Annotated in this window: 19 protein-coding genes and 1 CRISPR repeat array; of the genes, 15 read left to right on the top strand and 4 right to left on the bottom strand. The window is 67.1% G+C overall.

The annotated features are described in order from the left end of the window. Positions 1-5: 5 nt before the first annotated feature. Both IEZ03_RS14210 and IEZ03_RS14205 read right to left on the bottom strand, forming a co-directional pair. Positions 6-743: a CRISPR-associated endoribonuclease Cas6 gene (locus IEZ03_RS14210; RefSeq protein ID WP_184878722.1), complete on the bottom strand. Its 738-nt coding sequence runs from the start codon at positions 741-743 to the stop codon at positions 6-8. 1430 nt (positions 744-2173) lie between these two features. Further along, on the bottom strand, positions 2174-3244 hold the full coding sequence (locus IEZ03_RS14205) for an SAVED domain-containing protein (protein WP_184878720.1): 1071 nt from the start codon (positions 3242-3244) through the stop codon (positions 2174-2176). A 185-nt stretch (positions 3245-3429) separates the two neighbouring features. Here IEZ03_RS14205 and cas6 point away from each other — a divergent pair, with 185 nt between their 5' ends. From cas6 to IEZ03_RS14165, 8 genes are all read left to right on the top strand, one after another. Beyond that, the gene (cas6, locus tag IEZ03_RS14200) at positions 3430-4233 is read left to right on the top strand and encodes a CRISPR-associated endoribonuclease Cas6 (RefSeq protein WP_184878718.1); all 804 of its coding nucleotides are present in this window, start codon (positions 3430-3432) and stop codon (positions 4231-4233) included. Between the two features lie 122 nt (positions 4234-4355). Continuing rightward, complete coding sequence (locus IEZ03_RS14195) at positions 4356-5528, top strand: hypothetical protein (protein ID WP_184878716.1); 1173 nt, start codon at positions 4356-4358, stop codon at positions 5526-5528. Between the two features lie 3 nt (positions 5529-5531). Beyond that, complete coding sequence (locus IEZ03_RS14190; protein WP_184878713.1) at positions 5532-7532, top strand: TIGR03986 family type III CRISPR-associated RAMP protein; 2001 nt, start codon at positions 5532-5534, stop codon at positions 7530-7532. Beyond that, complete coding sequence (locus tag IEZ03_RS14185) at positions 7529-8854, top strand: Cas10/Cmr2 second palm domain-containing protein (RefSeq protein ID WP_184878710.1); 1326 nt, start codon at positions 7529-7531, stop codon at positions 8852-8854. Before IEZ03_RS14190 ends, IEZ03_RS14185 begins: the two co-directional genes overlap by 4 nt. After that, positions 8851-9414 (top strand): RAMP superfamily CRISPR-associated protein, encoded by a 564-nt coding sequence (locus tag IEZ03_RS14180; protein WP_189241195.1) that lies wholly within the window; start codon positions 8851-8853, stop codon positions 9412-9414. Before IEZ03_RS14185 ends, IEZ03_RS14180 begins: the two co-directional genes overlap by 4 nt. Next, complete coding sequence (locus IEZ03_RS14175) at positions 9407-10738, top strand: type III-B CRISPR module-associated Cmr3 family protein (RefSeq protein WP_184878705.1); 1332 nt, start codon at positions 9407-9409, stop codon at positions 10736-10738. The genes IEZ03_RS14180 and IEZ03_RS14175 overlap by 8 nt, the downstream gene beginning before the upstream one ends. Continuing rightward, on the top strand, positions 10735-12000 hold the full coding sequence (locus IEZ03_RS14170; protein ID WP_184878702.1) for an RAMP superfamily CRISPR-associated protein: 1266 nt from the start codon (positions 10735-10737) through the stop codon (positions 11998-12000). The genes IEZ03_RS14175 and IEZ03_RS14170 overlap by 4 nt, the downstream gene beginning before the upstream one ends. Next, positions 11997-12380, top strand: coding sequence for a hypothetical protein (locus tag IEZ03_RS14165; RefSeq protein ID WP_184878700.1), 384 nt, complete (start codon positions 11997-11999; stop codon positions 12378-12380). The genes IEZ03_RS14170 and IEZ03_RS14165 overlap by 4 nt, the downstream gene beginning before the upstream one ends. 3 nt (positions 12381-12383) lie before the next feature. On the opposite strand, the gene IEZ03_RS14160 is transcribed toward IEZ03_RS14165, so the two are convergent. Together IEZ03_RS14160 and IEZ03_RS14155 are read right to left on the bottom strand one after the other, a co-directional pair. Next, positions 12384-13835 carry a mCpol domain-containing protein gene (locus IEZ03_RS14160; RefSeq protein ID WP_184878695.1) on the bottom strand — a complete coding sequence of 484 codons (1452 nt, stop codon included), beginning with the start codon at positions 13833-13835 and terminating at the stop codon, positions 12384-12386. Positions 13836-13999: 164 nt separating this feature from the next. Continuing rightward, the gene (locus tag IEZ03_RS14155) at positions 14000-14284 is read right to left on the bottom strand and encodes a hypothetical protein (protein ID WP_184878692.1); all 285 of its coding nucleotides are present in this window, start codon (positions 14282-14284) and stop codon (positions 14000-14002) included. Positions 14285-14503: 219 nt separating this feature from the next. On the opposite strand from IEZ03_RS14155, the gene IEZ03_RS14150 reads away from it, so the two are divergent. The 7 genes from IEZ03_RS14150 to cas1 all read left to right on the top strand — a co-directional run bounded on the left by IEZ03_RS14150 (position 14504) and on the right by cas1 (position 20087). Beyond that, on the top strand, positions 14504-14773 hold the full coding sequence (locus IEZ03_RS14150) for a hypothetical protein (protein WP_184878690.1): 270 nt from the start codon (positions 14504-14506) through the stop codon (positions 14771-14773). A 120-nt stretch (positions 14774-14893) separates the two neighbouring features. After that, positions 14894-15118: a hypothetical protein gene (locus IEZ03_RS14145; protein ID WP_184878687.1), complete on the top strand. Its 225-nt coding sequence runs from the start codon at positions 14894-14896 to the stop codon at positions 15116-15118. A 111-nt stretch (positions 15119-15229) separates the two neighbouring features. Then, complete coding sequence (locus IEZ03_RS14140) at positions 15230-15838, top strand: E2/UBC family protein (protein WP_184878684.1); 609 nt, start codon at positions 15230-15232, stop codon at positions 15836-15838. After that, positions 15838-16362, top strand: a complete 525-nt coding sequence (locus tag IEZ03_RS14135) for a hypothetical protein (protein WP_184878682.1) — start codon at positions 15838-15840, stop codon at positions 16360-16362. The genes IEZ03_RS14140 and IEZ03_RS14135 overlap by 1 nt, the downstream gene beginning before the upstream one ends. Next, a complete protein-coding gene (locus IEZ03_RS14130; protein WP_184878679.1) occupies positions 16359-17249 on the top strand; it encodes a HesA/MoeB/ThiF family protein in 891 nt (296 codons plus the stop codon). The genes IEZ03_RS14135 and IEZ03_RS14130 overlap by 4 nt, the downstream gene beginning before the upstream one ends. A 333-nt stretch (positions 17250-17582) precedes the next feature. Then, positions 17583-17980: a CRISPR direct-repeat array (repeat unit 36 nt; unit sequence GTTTCAATCCGATGCGGTTTTGTTGAGCGCTGCGAC). A gap of 198 nt (positions 17981-18178) precedes the next feature. Continuing rightward, positions 18179-19072, top strand: coding sequence for a reverse transcriptase domain-containing protein (locus IEZ03_RS14125; protein ID WP_184878676.1), 894 nt, complete (start codon positions 18179-18181; stop codon positions 19070-19072). Next, on the top strand, positions 19053-20087 hold the full coding sequence (gene cas1, locus IEZ03_RS14120; RefSeq protein ID WP_184878673.1) for a CRISPR-associated endonuclease Cas1: 1035 nt from the start codon (positions 19053-19055) through the stop codon (positions 20085-20087). The genes IEZ03_RS14125 and cas1 overlap by 20 nt, the downstream gene beginning before the upstream one ends. The last annotated feature ends 3 nt before the right edge of the window (positions 20088-20090 follow it).

Raw genomic sequence — 20090 nt, 5'->3', positions numbered from 1 at the left:
TGGACTCATGCACCGATCCAGCCCATCCCGGTGCTGTTGGCCTGCCCAAGGCCCCACGAGTGCAGCGCCGAAAGCGTTTCCGGCTCGCCGGATACCGTGATCTCGACGCAGGCGCCGGGCTTCTTGCCTCCCGCTCCACTCCCCACCGAGAAGGAGCGCTTCGGGCCGACCCACCCCACGCTTTCCAGCGTGACCTCTGGGTCCAACCCCATGGTCACGGCCTTGCGCCGCAGGTTCCCCTGTACGTAGGCGTCCCACTCCGGCTCGCCCGGAAGGCACCACGCCTCCCGGCGGGTGCGGACCCCGGACTCATCGCGTCCCGTCCCCTTCATCACCACCGGGGTCACCGTTCGGAACGCCGCCTTCCCAGACGAGAACGCCGGAGCCTCCAACGGTTCGATCTTGTCGATGATGAACGCGGTCGCGCCCCACGCCAGCACCGGCATCGACGTCAGCGCCTTAGCCCACCCCTCCACCACAGCGAGCAGCGGGCTCCCGAACTCCAGAATCCCCGGGCCATCAGCGGCGTAGACACCGCGACGCCGCCTCGCCGCCGGAAAGACCGGCGCCCCATAGCCGAATGGGACAAACTTGTGCGGCCCCCAACCCGACTCGTGAAGGGTCCGCCCCAGTTCGGGCGCCCCCCGCTCCAGCAGCCCGTACGACAGGGCCCGCCCAGGAGCCAAGACGTCGTCCCAGGCCAGCTCGCGGGCTCCCGTATGGAAGGTCAAGCGCAAACGCATCTGAACCCCGTCCTTCCTCGTCCATCCGTGCCGACTAAATGCGTGGGCCGTCGGTGAGTACAGATGGACGGTTCCGTAGACCCCACCCGAGAGCGGAAGCCCCCTCGGCTCCTCGCCTGCGTTCCGGGACATTACGCGCCCCACAAGTCACAGCGTGAGCCGTTCGGAAAGTTGATCGCGATAACGCCTGTCCGTATGTGGCCTTCAGCGGCGGAAGAGCTATGCCCTCTCAAGATCATTTTCCCATACTGTCCAGCCCGGTGGCAATTAACCGATTCTCTTGCCAGCGCGTCGACGGTGTCGCCTCAATGGGCCCGGACGATGATCAGACCGGTTGGAGACTCGCCGCTGTGCGTCCGATGGCCTTGGGCGTTATGGTCCTACGCGGGTTCGCAACGAGTGCCGGGGGCATTTGGGCAGGCGTGAAGGCGCATGATCGGACGACTCCGTTATCAATTCGGACTCTTGGCGCCGATCAGGCAGGCAGGTGACGAATTGGCGACAGCGGCGAAGGGAGCTGACTGTTGTGACCATGGTGGAGCCCGCGACGACGTCTTGCAGGATCTCGGCCATCCAAGCCGGAGGCGGAGTTGATCAGGTGGTTTTCAGCGACACGCCGGGGCCGACAGCACAACCGGCGGATCGCTGCAGATTCGGCTCTGGCGGGGCGGTTCTTCCCTCTATCCACCTGGCGCTTTACCGTGGGGTCCTCATCGCCCCTACGAGGGTTCGCAACAGGGCGAGGGCGGCCGGCTGGTTGTAGAGGCTCGTCCGGGTCCTCATCGCCCCTACGAGAGTTCGCAACGCGATCTGGGTCCAGCAGATCCGGCCCGTCCCGGGTCCTCATCGCCCCTACGAGGGTTCGCAACGCGGACGTCTGGACGTCTAGACGCCGGGACGCCTACGTCCTCATCGCCCCTACGAGGGTTCGCAACTCTGCTGGGTCGTACATGTTGATGATGTGTCCTTGTCCGGCCCTCATCGCCCCTACGAGGGTTCGCAACGTGAGCACCGGCTCGGGTGTGTTCTTGTTCGCCAGTGCGTGTCCTCATCGCCCGGCGAGGGTTCGCAACTTCAGCGTCTTCCCGAGCTTGTCCGCGGCCCCGGCCCGTGTCCTCATCGCCCCTACGAGGGTTCGCAACACTCAGCTCTTGAGCTGATCAGATACTCGGTTGAGTCGTCCTCATCGCCCCTATGAGGGTTCGCAACGGCCGGACGCCCCGCCCCCGGGGGAACCGCTGCGGTCTTCCGTCGTCCCTGCGAGGGGTTCACGACGCGTCGGTCGGGCGTCCAGGTCAGATTGACGTACAGGTCCTCATCGCCTCTGCGAGGGAGCGACATGTGCGCGTGCTCGGCGTGGTCTTTGCTGCTCGGGGAGTATCGATCCGTTTTGTGCTTCGGACGTCGTTGGGGCCGGCCGCGTCGAAATCTCAGGAGGTCTCGGCGGGGAAGGGCTCGTAGGTGCTGGAGGCGTTGTCGTAGTTGAAGGCCGTCCAGCGGTCGGGCTGGATGTGGGCCAGGCGGGCGCCGAGGGCGATGGAGATGGCGACCGGGCCGGTAAGAAAGACAGCGTGTCGTCCGGTGCGGGCGGCGGCCGGCAAGGGAGCGTCGCGCCAGGCTCGGCAGATCTGCTCGACGATCGCGGTGTAGGTCTCGGCGTTCTCGTCCAGGGGGCCGGCGGTCTTCCGGCGGAAGAGCAGGAGGCTGCCGATTCCGTGTTCGCGGCAGGCGGCGCGCACCGGCTGGACGAAGTCGGCACCGAGGTTCTGCAGGTCGATGGCGAGTGCCGCGCGGGACGGGTCTCCGCCCTCGATGCTCTCCACCGGCTCCACGACGAGGAGTTCCGCAGTAAGCGCGTTTTCCCGGAGGTTGGTGGCCGGGAAGTAGGAGGGAATCCCATCGCGCTGGCGGACTGCGTGCACGACAATCTCGCGCGGGTGGGTGTGTCCGATCCTGGCGCCGAACCGGAACCCGGCCGGCAGCGGCATGGTCGGGATCACGTTGATGCGGGTGGCGCCGCTGACGAGCCGCTCCGCGATCCCCGCGGCCGCGATGGTCTCGTCCGCGAGGGCGTCGATGCCCTCCTTGGGCCACGGGTGGGTTTCCGGCAGCGGCAGGGAGGTCCGCACCGTGACCGCGCAGGTCATCTGGCTGTACTCGACGGCCTTGGACTCCAGCAGCTCGGCTCGCTGGGCACCGCGGCCGGTGTCGGACGCGGTGACCACCAGCCCGATCCGGGTTTCGGCGGACGCGCGGACGCGCAGCCGGGCACCGACCGCCATTGACGCGAGCCCGGCGAGGCAGCCGAGGAAGAGCCACCAGCGTCCGGCCGGGGCGTTGGTCACCACCGACTTCACGGCTTCGATGCCGAACCCGCCGGCAATGACGCCGCCGACTCCGATCCAGGCCGAGCCGTCGGTGATGACGCGTCGGGCCGCCGATGGGGGCGCGGCCGGCCCCCCGACGACGGTCATCGTCGGCGCGTTCGGGGTCTCGGTCATTGCGTGCCTCGCTTCTGTCGTCGTGGACAGAACGTACTGATGGACGGCACCGGGAAGCCGTCCGTACCGCGACCACCCGCGGAACGGCTCTTCGACCGACCGGCATGGGTCGCGCACTGACCGTCCCCTCAAGTCCTGACTAAGGTTCCCTCACACCCCAGACCGAGACGAAGGCCGAGGCCCGAATGCCCGCTCGCATCATCGTCCACCTCGAGCCCACCGGGCCGCGCCCGCCCGTCCCACCGCCGCACACCGGCCCGGCCGTCAACGCCGCTTTCCTTTCCGCACTACGCGACGCGGGCGAAGCCGACCTCTCCTTCGCGCTTCACGAGACGAAGCCACCCAAACCGTTTGCGCTCACCCCGCTGCTGGACGAGCGGGACCGGCGCGCCGGCGCCACCAGCGAACAGGTGCGGTTCGAGGTCGGGATACTGGCCGAATCACTGACCGCCACCGTCCTGCAAGCCCTCGCGACCACCGTGGACGTGCGGGTGGCGCGCTGCCAGTACAAGATCGCGTCCCTCGAACTGGCTGCCGCCGAACCGTTCCAGGACCTCCTTGCGACCGCACAGCCCGCCGACCGGTGGACATTTCGGATCGTCACCCCCGTCGCGTTCTTCACCGCCCGCGAAGAGGGCGCACGACGCGTACGTCCATTCCCCGAACCCGAATGGGTCTTCTCCGACCTGTACCGCAAATGGGAAGCCTTCGCCCCTCAGGCTCCCTTGGGCGAGACCACGGCCCACGCCATCACCCAGAACCTCGAAGTCGCCGACTACCGACTGACGATGGCCGAACACCTACTCAAAGCAGGCGTCCCACCCGTGCGCGGCAGCGCCGGCAAGATCACCTACCGCGTCGCGGACACCCGCCGCACCACCCCCCAAGCCCAAGCCGGCCTGGACGCCCTCGTTCGCTTCAGCGTCTACGCAGGCATCGGCGACCGCACCACCATCGGCATGGGCCACGTCCTTCTTGGCACCGGATAGAACAGCGGTCCTACACCCGCTCGTAGCCGCTTCTCGTCCGAGGTTGGCCAAAATGGGCCATCACAACAGGTCAAGCACCCCACAGGTCTTAATGTTAAATGAGGGACCACGGGGGAGGCGGTTTGCACATTGCTCGGTGGCTGCGCAGGACATTCGCGACCGGACCGGGACTGGCAACGATCATCGGGGCTGCGGGCGCCGGATTGGCGCTGGGAACACTCCCGAATCTGCTAGAAAAATTCGCCGGCTACATGAAATGGCCGCCGACTTCCGTGCTGGCCGCCGGTGCGGTCATCGGAGTCCTGGCGTTGGCATTGGCGCATCTGGCGTTGCACCGGCGGGACGGGGTGGGGATCGTGCTTTTCGTGCCCCCGGCCCCGCGCCTCAACTGGTCACGGGAGCGTCTTGAGGCGATGAAGGGGCACGCGAAGCAGCGTCACCACGCGGCCTTCACCGTCGATGTGGAGGAAGTTTTTCCCGACGCGAAGGCAGGCCGAGAGCGGCGCGAACTGGCGCGTCGGATCGTGCAGGCACGACTTAACGAGGACGCGCCCCACGGGGTGGTATCCGCACCCGTGACGTTCTATGCGGTCGTTTCGCTTCCGGACGCCTATCAGCTGGGGCGGGAACTGAAGTTCCAGGTACATGAGCGCGTCGAAGCCCATGCCAGTGACGCGCCGACGATCCGGCAAGGTTCGGTGGCGCAGACATCGGAGGAGGCCGGCAAGACCATCTTCACCGCGGTCCGGGTGGATTCGCGGCTGCGCAAACCCTTGTCCAGGCGCCATGCCCGCAGAGTTCGTCGTCTCCTGTCCTTCGAGGAACTGCCGGGCGGCACTGCTGCGGGCAGCGCGCATCGGGCCGCCCTGGTGTTGGAACTGACACCTAATACAGCGATGGTGACCGACCCGTGCGCCGTGGCATCGACCGGTCTGGTGCGTCACGAAGACGGCACGCACCGAGGCTACGTCATGGATGAGAAGGATCCGTGGCTGGACGGAACGGCGTGCGGTTCACTCCTGGTAGTGCGGTGCCCGGCGGGTGCGCTACCCGATGAACGGACCGACTACGAGGTCGCGGTAACAGAGATCTCGCAGCGCTGGCTCGCCCTGCTCGAAGAGGTCAGCCAACGGGAGGGCAGGGCCGCGGAAGGCGTGCTGTTCTGCTCCGCCCCCGCCTCGGTGGCGTTCGGGCTCGGCGCCGTAATCGGGCGCCGGACGCGCATCATCACGTTCCGAAACGACCTCCCTGGGAGAACCCGGCCGGTCTCCGCCGCCGACAACAGGAGCCAATGAGAGATGCCCCCAAGAAGGCACGAGCAAAGGAACGCACAGCAGGCGACCGAAGTCTTCGTCAATCCGTACACGTTCGTGCCGTTCTTCGAGCCCGGTAATGATTTTCGGCGCGCCCCCGCCGGGCACCACGCATTGAATGACGACTGCTACCTCGGTGAGGTGACGGTGGCGCTCACCGCCAAGGCGCCGTTGCTGCTCCGCGGCATCACCCAAGAAAATGCGGAGTCCTTCCCGCGCCGCGGTGACCTGCCTTTCATTCCGGCATCCTCTCTCGCGGGCGTGGTCCGCTCGCTGCACGAACTCATCGCGGGTGGCTGCCTCCGGGTGTTCGACGACGAGTTCACTCCCGGTTACCGCGACCTCGCCTCGTCCCGGGGCAAGGATTGGCGGCTGGTTCGAGTCGCCGAAGTGGACGCATCGGGGCGCCCGACCACCCTCAGCGTGTGCGAGGAGGCGGTATGGGTCCCGGCCCGGCTGCTGGCGCAAGTGCTGGGCGGGCCGGACAACGTCGTATCGGGTGCGCGCGTCGATGTGATCAACGTGACCGCCGCAGATCGTGTGTCATTCGGCCAGAACAACAATCAGCAGGTCACACGGCTGGAGGCGACACGAGGTCCGCGAGATCAGAACCCTCAGATCGTTCCCGGGGGTGGCTCGGTGGTCCTGGTCACCGACGCTGGAGCCCGCAAGAACTACAAGTCCTTTTATTGCGCGACGGGAAAGCTCACCGACAAGACCGCTGCGCTCACGGACGATGCGTGGAGCAATTTCCTCATCAGCATCGCCGACACCGACGACATGCGAATCGCGCGCGGCGCACAGCAGCTACGGCCGGACGCCCCGGTTAAAAAGCTGGTGAAGTACGTTTACGGCGAGAAGGGGCCGGAGCCGGTTGGGTACCGGCATGAGGCGCGTCCCCGGCTCTTCCCGGGGCAGGTTCTGTGGGCCAAGGTCGATAACACACAGTCCGTCGTAAACGAACTCGCACTGGCGGCGATATGGCGGCACCCGGGCAAGTACCCGGCCCGCAAGCGTGTTCCGGAAGCTCTGCTGCCCTGCCGGGACCCGGACGAACTCTGCCCGACCTGCCGGATCTTCGGTTCCGCGGACACCATGGGCGGGGACAAGGAGGCACGGCAGCGGTCCTACCGGGGTCACGTGTGCTTCTCCGACGCATTACCGGAGGGTGAGGTGACAACGCGACCGTTCCGCCTCCCCCCTCTGGGATCCCCGCGTCCCGGAGCAGGCCAGTTCTATCTGACGACGCCGGTTTCCGGGGCTGCCTCGGGGACGCCCCTGCGGGAATGGGGCTCGCCTGCAGCGGACAAGGAGGATCGTCCGCGCCGCTTGAACGGCCGCAAACAGTACTGGCTGACGCGCCGGGCGCAAGATCGGCCGTTCTTCCGGGTGGACGGGGAATTCAGGGGCACGATGGCCAGCGACGGCGAAGCCGTCGAGTCGGGAGCGGCTTTCACCTTCACCGTCCGGTTCGACGGCCTCACCACGGCAGAGATCGGTGGGCTGCTCGCGGCTCTGTCTCCACGGCTCGCACTTCCGGGCAGAGGCGCCCTGGGGATCGCAGTGGGCGGGGGACGTCCCCTGGGATTCGGAACCTGCTCCACCGAGGTGGTCGAACTCTCGGTCGAGAGCGCCGGTTCTCGCTACCTCGCAGACGCGCCCCCCGCCTTGGAACCAGCGGATGCGGTCGCGGCCTTCCGGGAGGCGGCGCCCCCCGAGGTCCGCGATACATGGCCGCTCGTCGCCAAGGCACTGCGAATGGACCAGGTCGACCCGGCCGACGTCTGGTACCCGCCCAAAGCCGGCATCCCCGCCGACCGGCTGTCTCCGGCCGATCTGGAGCCCGGCTTCGAATTCTGGAACCAGTCCCGCGGCCTCAAACACCTCACGCGAGGACCGGATCGGCTCCGGCAGCTCCCCAAGCTCGAAGAGAAGGACCAGGAACTGCCCGTGCGCACGCCCAAGGACCGGGGGAAGCCCTGGTGACCACGTACGTAGACATCGGGCCGGTGCGGATTCAGCAGTACTTGGCCCGGACGCCCCGGCTGCGGGACACCGCCGGCGCCAGTGCCCGTCTCGCCGCCGTCACCTCGGGAGAGGGCCTCGGCCCTTTGCTGGGCGACCGCGCCGAGATCAACACCGAGGCGGGCGACGCCGACGGGGTCGTCAATCTAATCGTCCACAGGCCCGGCGACGTGGACGCGGTGATCGACGACGTGCTGGCGAAACTGCGCGACGCTTTGCCCGGCGCCTGGTTCCAGGCGGTCAGCACCGAGGCGGCCGATTACGTTCAGGCCGTAGCCCTCATGCGGCAGGCGCGCGCCGACGGCCGAGTCCGCGATGACCTCCCCGCGGCATGGGAGTTCCCCTTCGCCGCCCCTTGCCGGCTGTGCCGCACCGACCCCGCGGTCACCCGCGTCCGACTCGGCGACGACGACGTCCGCGACGCCTGCGCCGACTGCCTGGCACGCCAGTCGGCGGGCACTCGGACCGAAGGCACGCGTGCCCGCCGCGAACTGGCGGCGATGGCCGGCAAGAGTGTCCCGTCGACGTTCGAGGAGCTCGCCGCACTCGGCCGCAAGCGGCAGGGACGCAACCATCTGGCGACGGTCTACGCAGACGGCAATGCCGTGGGTGACCTCTTCGCCAGGCTCGCGGACCTGAATCTCCCCGCGGGCGGGCATGGCCTCGTCTCCAAACGCCTCAGCGCGGCCACCCGTGATGCCCTGGAGTCGGCGACCATGCAGATAGCGGACGATGATGACGCGTTCCTCTGCGTCCTACCGCATGTCGTTGGCGGCGATGATCTGCTCGCCAGTCTTCCCGCCGATCGTGTCTGGCCGTTCGTCCGGACGTTCCTCGGCGAGTTGTGCAGGCTTCTGGCCGCGCTGGCGGCCGATCACGGTCTGTCCTCGGCGCCGACCGTCTCGGCCGGGATCGTCATCGCGCACGACACGTATCCGTTCCACATGGTCGCCGATGCGGCCTACGACGGACTGAAACGCGCAAAGCGTCATGTTGCGGGACAGGAAGCGTCGATCCATCTGCACGATGTAACGGCGGGCGGGTCAGGGGAGCCGATGCGGCTGGCCGACCTGGAACGCATCGCCGTCCACCTCGACGCGCTGGCGGCGCTGCCGCAGTCGGGCCGCTCAGCCCTCGGCGATGCGTTGCGCCGCGGCGGCGCCGACCGCGCCGGTGCCGTCGCCCGGCGACTGGACCGCGGCTCGGCCATCGACGCCTTTCTGGCACAGGGAACACCACTCAGCCTGGAGGACGCGTTGCGTATGACGAGGTGGTGGCGATGAGCAACCCGTTACGGGTGACAATCACTTTCCACGGTCCGTTCCGGGTCGCGACCGGGGTCCCCCGCGAGGGTTTGGACGTTCCCGTCGACAAGGCCGGACTCCTGCCCGCCTCGTCCCTCAAAGGGGTTCAGCGTGCGGCCGCTCGCCAGTTACTGCCCGCTCGCGCCGACCTCGTCGATGAGGTGTTCGGCGGCGGGATGGGCACGTCCCTGCACAGCCCGTCGCCGTGGCATTGGACCGACGCGGAGCTCGACGGCACCGAGAGGATCATGCCTCGGGCGAGAGTCGCGATCGATGCCGCAACCGGCACCGCCCGCAACGACCACCTGATGTTCGGCGAGGAAGTGTGGGCACGGACCGCCGTCTTCGAGATCACCCAGCGGGCACCGCTCGACGGCGTGACCCGGCGTCGCCACCATGTGGTGCTCGCATGCTCGGCCGCGGCCGTGCACGCACTCGGCGCGGACCGGCGGCGAGGACATGGTTGGGTCACCTTGACCCCGGCCGATCCAGCGGTCGACGCGACGGTCCTCGCCGACCTGGAGGCTCTGCGTGACTGAGCTGATCACCGTCACCGCGACCGCTCGGCAGGCGCTGGCGATGGGCCGGAACCCCACCGCCGAAGCTTCCATCCCGACGCACCGGCACGTCCCCGGTTCGGTTCTGCGGGGAGCGCTCGCCGCCGCCTGGCTCGCTGAGAACGGCGAACCCGAACCCGGCCGCCCCGGCCGCGCTCGCATCCCCGCCGCACGCCGGGCGGAGTTCGCGGAGATGTTCGAAGGGGCGATCAGGTTCGGGCCACTTCTCGCGCCCGGTTCGTACGTCGCTCCGCTGTCGGTGCGCCGCTGCAAATACCCCAAAGACCCGCATTGCGCGGCCGTCGCGGTGGACGCCGCGTTCTTGGAGGAGGTGTCGAACCGCTGCCCCTCCTGTGACGGCGCCCTGGAGGCGGGACGCGGTGAAGTGGAGAACCTCCCGGCGAACGTCCTCACTGAGACCACCCGGGTGCGGCTCACCGACGGCGAGACCGCCGCGGAGGGCATGCTGTTCACCCGCCAGGCCATGCAATCCACACCCGGCCGGGCGCTCACCCTCACCGGAGCGATCGCCGCCGCGCACGGCGATGTTCCCGATTGGTTGAAGCAGCCGCGCCGGGTCCTGCTCGGCGGCAGGCGCAGCACCGGCGGCGCCGCCGACCTGGCCACCGGACACGGCAGGGCGGAACCCGCCGCCGATGGTGACGGCCGGATCGTGATGCGGCTTCTGTCTCCGGCGGTACTGGTCGACGCGGCGGCCCGTCCCGCACGGGAACCCGACGCCGGCTTGCTCTCCGAGATTCTTGGAGTCCCGGTGACGGTGGCACGTTCATGGACCCGCGTCACCACCGCCGGTGGCTGGCACGCCGCCTCGAACCTCCCGAAGTCCACCGATCTCGCGGTCGCCGCGGGGTCAGTGTTCGAGCTTCTTCTGCCGGATGGCCCTCCAGGAGCTGACGCGTTACGGCGGCTTCTCCTGCGGGGAATCGGGTTGCGCCGCGCCGAAGGATACGGCTGGATCGAGATCGCGTCCGAAGCGTGGCGACTCCCGGCATCGGCTGGCTCGGCGTCATCCGAAGCGGACGAAGACGCTGCCGCACGTATCGCACAAGTGCTGTTCGACAGCGGCGAAGGGCGATGGCTGCAGGACGAACTTCGCCGATTCCTGACCGCCTGGCATGGCGGAGACCGCCCCGCACCGTACCTGCTCGACCGTCCGCATCTGGAGGACGCGTTGCACGATCACGCGTTCCGAACCGAGCTCACCCGTCTGCTCACCAGCGCGCCCCCTGGGCGGCTGCGTCGAGTCATCGACGCCTTGGAGGTCCGAGTGCGAGGTGTACGGTGATCACGCTGTTACGGCTCGACCTGGTACTTCGCTCACCAGGCGGCGTCACCGCCCCCGAGGTCCCCGCAGCGGACGACGGCTTCTACGTCCCGGTCGCCAGAGACGCATGGGGCGACCCGCACGTCCCCGCCACCTCGCTCGCAGGCTCCCTCCGGGCATGCGCGGCCGACCTCGGGCAGGACACGACCACCCTTTTCGGAACCGTGGACGGCGATGCGGTGGCCTCACCGCTCCGCTTCCTTGGCACACGGGTCACCATCCCCGAGGGCAGTACCCACGTACGGACGCGTACGGCCATCGACCGGCACCGCGCCGCGCCCGTGCCGGGACTGCTCTTCAGCGGGGAGTCGCTCCCCGCCGGAACCTCCATCACCTGCTATCTGCGGCTCGACGACAAAGCCCTTCTTGACGAGCTGCGCAGTGTGCTGGGGGCTTGGGAGCCCTACATCGGGGGCGGACGCTCCGTGGGGCGCGGCCGAGCCGAACTGACCGGCGTCCGAATGCGGCAACTCGATCTGAATACCGCAGCCGGACGGGCAGCCTGGCTTACCGGAGGCGGCCCCTCCCTGTTCGCCGACGCCATGGTCGAATTCGACCTCGGTCCTCGTTCGGCTCCGGCGACGGAAACACTGGCCTGGACGTTCACCATCGACGGCGGACTTCATGTGGGCACAGGCAAGCGTGATGAGGACGCCGACGCCTCTTCGCCGGCATTGCTCATTCGCCGCGACGGACTTCCCTGCGTGCCCGGCTCCACGTGGAAGGGACTGCTGCGGTCACGGTGCGAATACATCCTCCGTTCCATCGGCCGGCATGCCTGCCACTCGTCCGACCCGGCCACGCGGTGCTCGGCACTACCGGTGTGCGACGTCTGTGCTGCCTTCGGCTGGACGGGTGAGAACACCTACTCCGTGGGACAACGATCGCTCCTGTGGTTCGGCGACTCCCTCATCACTGACGGCGAATGCGCGATCGTCCAGCACGTCGCTCTGGACCGTGTGACCGGCGGCGCCCGTGATGGCCAGCTCTACACCCTGGAAGTCGTCACGTCCGGCACCGTCGTACTGAACCTCGAGGTACATGGCGCGTTGACCCCTGCGGTCCGTGCGCTGCTGGACCTGGCCGTCGCCGACATCCATGACGGGCACCTCGGCGTCGGCGCCGCCACCACTCGGGGCTTGGGCCGACTTCTGCTGTCCAATGACGATACGAAAAGCTCACGCGAACAGGCGGCTCGAATCCTTGCCGAGGAGATCGGATGATCCTGCACGCACACGGCCGGGTCAGCTGGGAACGGGCTCGGGACCTCTTGTCCGGGACCGAATGCGCCTGGACGGACCTCGACGGTGCCCACATCGCCGCCCCACCGGCCGACATTCCCCTTGGCGCGGGACACCTGTGGGCATGGGACCCGGATCGGTGCCTGCGGCTCCGCTTCGACGACGACGCCGTATACGTCGGCGAACTGACCGAGACCGGCGCCGGCGAAACCGTCACGGTCACCGTCCGCACCGGAATACGGCTATGGGGGCCTGGCGACCTGCAGGCCGGCCCGCTGCCCGATGAGGCGCGCGTCGGCCATTGGGACCTTCTCGAAGTGACAGGTTCCCGCCCTGCCACCTTCGTTCGGCGGCGCACCTGACCGTCAATCGACTTGCGGCACCGCTGCATCGGCCTGGTCGGCGATAGTGACGATCTTCATCGCGCCGCCTGCCTCGGCTTTCGCAAGACTGAGCGCAAAGGAGGCCTGCTGGGGAGTACGGCCGATTCCTGCGGACGCAGTCAATCCCGTGTGCTTTCGGTAAATGTCCAGTAGTGCACGGACGAACCGTGGAGATACCCTCCCGCGAAACAACACGTTATCGCCGGTCGCGAAGAGCACACTGTCCTTACTGCATGTTTCCTTCACCTTTTTGGCTATTTCTGTGATCGCGCCATTGATCCGTCGACTGCGATCGCGTATTTCTTGCTCACAATTGCCGCTGTCACTATCGCGCAAGACCGCGGCGATATAACCACCGGTACCATCCCCGTCGATACCAACGAACCACACACCGCCATCCAGCACCGATTCGTCATGATCTCGGATTCGCGCAATCTCCCCGGTCTCGTCCAGAAAAGACTCCAGGGACATCGTCACAAGCCAAATAAAGGACTTCGCCAGACTCAGCCCCAAACCGCCCTGAACGGCGAGCGACTCGTGATCAGGTGTGGGAGACGACCAATGAGCCGCACGGTTTCGCAGGTGCAGCAGCAAATCGCTGAGGTGCCTGAGGGTCAGCAGGTTGATCGGGTGCAACGAACGTGCGTCAGCGATACTTCTGAGCCTCGCGAGCTTATTACCGAGCCCCTGGTCTCCCATGTCATCTACGACGAGATCCACGACTGCCTCTGCCGCCGCCATGGAATGGAAAAGGACGCTTCGCGTCGCCGCGCGTTCCAAGTGCTCGTCCGAGGAACCGCTGATCGATCTCCTCGTCTGTTCAAGCCGGGCTTTCTCCGCCAGCCCGAGCAAGGAGATCAGGTGTTCGACCTCCGAATCACGTTGGGGTATGGACCGTCCGAGTGCGCTTCGCAATTCGTCCAGCCGGGAGGCGACACGGTCGACCGTCGTGAGGTTGGACAACCCGAAAATGTCGAACCGTTCCAAACCAGCGATTTGCTGGTAAGCCACCGGTACGCCGGCAGCGCGCAGGTCATGGAGGTTCCACTTGGCCTTGTCGCGATCATCACTGAGGTCGACTTCCAGTGTGTAGACGTTCGGCGCACCGATCAGAAAAGCAAGAATGGCCAGAGCCACCTTGCTCAACGTGATACCGCCGGTCAGGTCGAAGTAGCATTCCTCTACACGATGCGAATTGATCGCGGAGGCCACCCCGCCAATGACTTCATCCAGACGTCGATCAAGGTCAGCCGACATTTCTACCACATGATGAACAAAGTCACTCTTACAAAGCCCCAGAGACTTGAGCCATTCTTCACCATACAGCCATTCATCAAGGACAGCGATCGACTGGCTGGTATGTATGATATGGACCTTGCCAAACTTAGCCGTCGGGTCATTCACCTGCGAACGGAGCAACTCCGTGGCCGCCATGACAGAATTACAAAAGGACGGCGTGTTGCGATTACCTGGAATGAGAAGAATGGTGGACAAAAGACTTCACCGCCTGTTGCGTTATGGCGCATCGATGAACCACTATTCACTATTCAGTGGCAGTTAGAAGCCTACGTAACTCCTACGCACGATAGACTCCGGAGCTACCAAACGTTATGGCCGGAAGTGGTCTCCATCGATCGCAGGGCTTCCATGACATCCTCGGCATGCCCGAGGTAGGTGGTGACAGTGCTGATTCTTGGTTGGCACAGCAACCGACATTTGGCGGTGATCGGTCCTGCACTTAGCGAGTCCGCCGTTTCACTCCTGATCGACGGCACGCCACTTCCCGTCGACTGGTCGGCGCGCTCGCCAGCGGCTTTCAGCTCCGATACCGCGAAGTCCGTGCGCGTTGTCCACATGAGGCCGGACGGCGCCCCTTCGCCCATCAGTACCTTGGCCCGGCCCCAGTGTGAGGCTGATCTAGGTGGAAAGGACGAACATGGCCCCGACAGCACGCCGAACGCTCCACGGCTCTCGGTGGTCGGCGCCAGCAGGCCTATGGTCGAGAGCACTGCACGTTCGTCCTGAAGGCGCACATGTGATTCGGTGAGCTTCCGTGGCCTGCGGCGGCCGTCGACGCCCTCGCAGACGAAACTTCCGCGGCGGTGACCACGGCGCGGCGGCTGACGGGCGAGGCCAACTGGGTCGACCTGATCCCGACCATGCCGTTGCCCGCCGCGTTCCGGTTCGGGGCGCGGCTTGGCCACACCCACGGGTCGGAGATCGTCGTGCACGCGGTGCGGCAGCGGTCCGAAGGCCCGTTCTTCCCTGCGACGGTCCTGCGCAACATCGCGACGGCGGCGGCCACGTCGCCGCGCCAGTGCCTCTGGTGGTCGAGGACCTTGAGACCTTCGACGGCGGCGACCCCGCCCTGACGGCACTGGCACTCGACGTCCAGGGCCACGGCGCACGCTTCAGCGCGTCGGTCCGGCAGGCGTGCAGGCGGTTTCGGGATCGGGGACCTGCTGCTGATCCGCTCGCCGGAGGAACTCCTGGTGGAAAACCGCGAGACGTTCACCGCATGCGTGGAGCAGATCTGTCGCGTATGGGCGGACGCCGACCTGCCCGACACCGCACGCACCGGCCGTCATTCGGCGTTCCTAAACGGCCCCGTGGCCATCTCGTTGTCCGTGGGCGCACGGCTGGCCAAAAACCAGCCGAGCCGCTGGACGACCTACACCTTCGACGACGCATCCAGCGCTTACGAGCCTCTGGTGTAAGGCATCTGTCGTTACCGTGCGTGGTCCACCTGGATCTCGTCCGGACGTTGGTGTCGTCGGTTCGTCCATCGTTGGTCGGGTGAATGCGCCGGGCGACCGAGGAGCGAGGGCATGGGGAAGGCGATTCGGATCAACGGGGTGGACGTGCCGGTGATCGCCGACCAGCTCAACGGGGAGGAGATCAAGCGGCTCGCCGGCATCGACGACGACCGGGTGCTGGTCCGGCAGGAACGGGACCGTAACGTCATCGTCCCGGACGCCAAGCGCCTGCGGGTCGCCGACAAGGACACCCACCACGCCCGGCACTCCAAGGCCCAGACCGTCACCCGCCGCACCGCGCGACTGCGGATGGAGGCGGCGACGCTCGCGGCGGCCTACTCCGACCTGCGGATCGCCGATGACGAGTCGTATGTGTTCATCGGCGGTTTCCGGCTGCCGACCGGCTGGGTTCCCGACCGGGCGAACGTCCTGATCGTTCCGCCGGCCGCCTACCCGGAGTGCGCGCCCGACGGGTTCTACCTCAGCGCGAAACTGCAGCGCCGCAAAGGCGGAAAGCTCGTCACCCCCAGGCACTACTTCCGCGACTACCGCAACCCCTACGCCCACCTGGGCTACCACTGGTACTGCCTGGAGGACCCCGAACGCCGCTGGCGAGCCGGCCAGGACTCTCTGATCACTTTCGTGGAAGCGATCCGCACCTACCTCGGGACAGCGGACTGATGCGCTGCGTCCTCCGCCTTCCCTCCCGCGTCTGGGGACCGGCCGCCGAGCATCTGCTGGCATCGGCGTCCGTGCGGATGGCCTATCTGCTGGCCCGCGCGAGCAGCTGGACCGACCCGTGGGGCGGTCGGACCACGGACCCGCTCGTCCGGCAGGCCCTCCTCGTCCCGGACGCGGCACTGCACGTGCAGTCACCGGTCCGCGTCGAAGTCGACCCCGAGTTCACCCGTCAGGTGCTGCGCGCCTGCTACGAGACCGGGATGTCGCTGGTGGACGTGCACACGCATCCGTTCGGCGACGGGCCGGTCTGGTTCTCCGGCCACGACGAACACAACATGCGCGTCACCCACACCGAGTTCGCGGACACGATGCCCGACGACCCGCCGGCCATCGCGGCCTCACTCGTCCTCGGGCCGGGCGGGCTGGCGGGCGCCTGGTCGCCGCACCCGCGCCGGCTCGCGCCGCTGGACGCCTGCATCCTGCTGGACCATCCCCTGAGCGAGGTCCCACTGTGCACCCCGTGACCATCACCCGCGACACCGACAGGCACGACCGACAAGTCCGCGCATTCGGCCAGGACGGGCAACGCCGCCTGAACAGCACCACCGCGGCCGTCATCGGCCTCGGCGGAATCGGTTCACTGCTCGTCCAAGGACTGGCCCACCTCGGCATCGGACGCCTGATTACCGTGGACCCCGACCGAGTCGAACCGACCAACCTCAACCGCCTCGCCGGCGCCACGTCCACCGACGCGCGGGACGGCACCACCAAGGCCGAGGTCGCGGCACGCACCGCAGCGCACATCGACCAGGACATCTCCGTGCACGCCGTTCCAGCCAGCGTCCTGGACACCGGCGTGTGGTCGTCACTGCGCTGCGCCGACCTGATCTTCGGCGCGGTGGACGGACACGCCCCGCGTTGGGCGCTCAACGTACTCGCCGTGCAGTACCCGCGCCCTTACATCGACACCGGCGCCGAGATCACCACGAGGCCGACCGGCCCACTCGACGTCTCCGGACATGTCGCGACCGTGATGCCCGGCGGCCCGTGCCTGCTCTGCCTGTCCGGGTACGACCCGGCGGCCGCGTCGATGGAACTCGACCCGGTCCTCACGGCCGCGAAACGCAGCGCGGGCTACCTTCGCGACGCACCCGACGAACCGACACCCAGCGTGATCTTCCTCAACCAGACCATCGCGGGCATCGCCCTCGGCGAAGCCCTCAACCTCCTCACCGGCTGGCACCCTCCGCGCCCGTACACCCTCATCGACCTCGCCGGCCCCGCCCTGACCCCCATCGACGCCGACCCCCAGCCCGACTGCCCCGCCTGCGGCCCCGACTCACCCCGCGGCGAGGGCGACGCCGCACCCCCACCCCACTTCTCAACACCCGCCCCACCCCCACACCACTGACGAACGTCCCGCATCGAAACGCGCGGCCCCGACCACGGGACCGCGCGTTTCACTTATCCGATGCGGTTTTGTTGAGCGCTGCGACTCAGCATCCTCGCTTGTGACCACCGTCGCGGTGAGTTTCAATCCGATGCGGTTTTGTTGAGCGCTGCGACTAGAACACGGCGAGCGTGGCCGCAAGGCTCAGCGTGTTTCAATCCGATGCGGTTTGTTGAGCGCTGCGACTCCAGGTCGACGCTCTCCGAGAAGCAGAGCGCAAGGTTTCAATCCGATGCGGTTTTGGTTGAGCGCTGCGACAGTCGTTGGTTCTACAAGAGGAGACTCGTGCTGAATTGTTTCAATCCGATGCGGTTTTGTTGAGCGCTGCGACCGAATCTGTCAACGCCAATGGCACGATTACGATCTCCGGTTTCAATCCGATGCGGTTTTGTTGAGCGCTGCGACTCGACACCGCTCCCCGCAGAGAAGGCGGAGGAGTTTCAATCCGATGCGGTTTTGTTGAGCGCTGCGACCGCACTCGTGGTCGTCGCAGCCTCGAACGCCGCCGACATGTTTCAATCCGATGCGGTTTTGTTGAGCGCTGCGACAGGAAGAAAGGAGCCACCATGGCTCGTCGCGGAGGTTTCAATCCGATGCGGTTTTGTTGAGCGCTGCGACATCGAGCGGATCGACCGCTACACGCCGCCCGTGCCCTAGTTTCAATCCGATGCGGTTTTGTTGAGCGCTGCGACAGTACCTCAAATTATGGGGGTCTGACCTGCAGGTTTGCAAGATCATGCGCCAACCTCCCCCGCGGCGATCTTGAGCAAGGCGCGAAAATGATCTCCAGGAGGGCGTTTGCGCAGGTCAAGTGATGTTTCGAGGGTGTGCGCCAACCTATAAGCACTTCTTTAATGGCCTGGAACGGCGTTCGTCCATCGGTTACGGGCATGAGGACACGCGAGGAGATGAGGCCGGCGTCGCGGCTGGTCGAGCGGATGGCCAGCGACCGGGCGCTGTGGGCGGCCTGGTCTCGGGTGGCCGCGGGCAGCGGCATGGCCGGGGCGGACGGGGTCTCGGCGGCCGTGTTCGGGCGTGAGGTCGGGCCCAGGCTGGCGGCACTGGCAGCGCTGTTGCGGGAGCGGAGGTACCAGGCCCAGCCACTGCGGCCCGTGCGGCTGATGCGGGGTGGCAAGCTTCGGACGCGGGGCTTGCCGACCATCTGTGACCGCATCGTCCAGCGCGCCTTCCTGAACGTCTATGGGACGAGGTTGAATCCCACGAGCCCCGTCAGTTTCTCATATCGTCCCGGTCGGTCGTGGCTCAACGCGCTGGAGCAGGTGCAGCGGTACCGCGATTCCGGATTGACGTGGGTGCTGCGAACCGACATCGCGAATTTCTTCGCCGAGGTCGATCATCGGCTGCTTCTGGAGCAGGTCACCGAGCGAGTGCGCGACCCCTACGCCGCCGAGCTCGTCCGTTCCTGGGTGCGCGCACCCTGGCTTATGCCGGAAGGGGTGCTCGAACGCAGGGGAGGGTTGCCAGAAGGTGCCCCGATCAGTCCCGCGCTCGCGGAGTTCTTTCTCGCCGAGTTCGACCGCGAGGTGAATGGGTCCTCAGGCCGCCTGGTTCGTTACGCCGATGACCTGACCGTCCTCTGTCCAGGGCGAGACGAGGCGATGGCGGCCCTCGGCATCGTGGAAAGGGCACTGGCGGCACGGGAACTGCGCATCAACCCGGACAAGACCTATATCGCCGACTTCGACTTCGGGTTCACCTTGCTGGGCTGGCGGTTCATCGGAACGACAGCGCAACCGGCGGGCGATGCAGGGACGGGGCGTTGACATGGCGATGATTCACGGCCGCCCTTTCCATGTCGTGGGTACCGGGTGCGTCGTTCGCAGGAGGGGAGGACGCCTGGTGGCGCTCAAAGATGGAGAGCTGCGGGCTTCGGCACCTTTGACGCAGATCTCCGAGGTGGTCCTGTCCGGGCAGGTGGGGATCTCTACGCAGGCGATGCACGCGCTGCTGGCCCGCGACATCCCTCTGGTGCTGCTGTCGACGACCGGGCGTCCGCTGGGACGGATGGAGCCGCCCGGCGCGGGGCACGTACTCGCCCGCCGCAGACAGTTGGAACGGCACTGTGTCGCTTCCGACCGGCTGGAACTGTCCCGCGCCCTGGTCGCCGGGAAGATCCGCAACCAGCATGTGCTGCTGCGCCGGCGTGCCCGCCGCGCATCCGATCCAGAGATGGTCTGGCAGGCCGCGGCCCGCCTGTCCGCGCTGGAGGTCAGGATCGCCGAGTGCGGCGATGTTGCGCAGGTCATGGGGGTCGAAGGCGGCGCGTCCGGCGTCTACGACCGCGCCTTCTCCGCCGTCCTCGATCCCGGACTCGGCTTCACCGGACGCGACCGGCGCGCCGGGGACGTGATCAACGCCCTCACCAACTATTGCTCGGCCCTGCTACGCGAAACGGTCATCTCCGCGCTGCTGGCCGCCGGCCTCGACCCGTATGTGTCGTTCCTCCACACGCCCGCGCGTGGACGTCCCACCCTGGCATTCGACCTCATGGAGGAATGGCGGCCGGTGCTGCTGGACTCCACCGTCCTTGCACTGACAGGCCTGCGCGCTGTCACCCCCGAAGACCTGGCGGACGGACCGGACGGCCCCTGGCTTACCCCGCACGCCCGCAGCCGGGTCGTCAACCGATTCCACGCTCGGCTGGCCGCTCCGGCGCGCGGCTGGCCCGCACCACCGGCACGCCGAACCTACGCCGACCAGATTCGGGCCCAGTGCACGGCGCTGCGCACCTGGGTCCTCGGCGAGTCCGCCTCGTATGAACCGTTCGCATGGAGGTAACCC

This window comes from Actinomadura livida, assembly GCF_014648675.1.
Taxonomy (GTDB): domain Bacteria; phylum Actinomycetota; class Actinomycetes; order Streptosporangiales; family Streptosporangiaceae; genus Spirillospora; species Spirillospora livida.
This window is presented reverse-complemented; position numbering and strand designations above follow the sequence as displayed.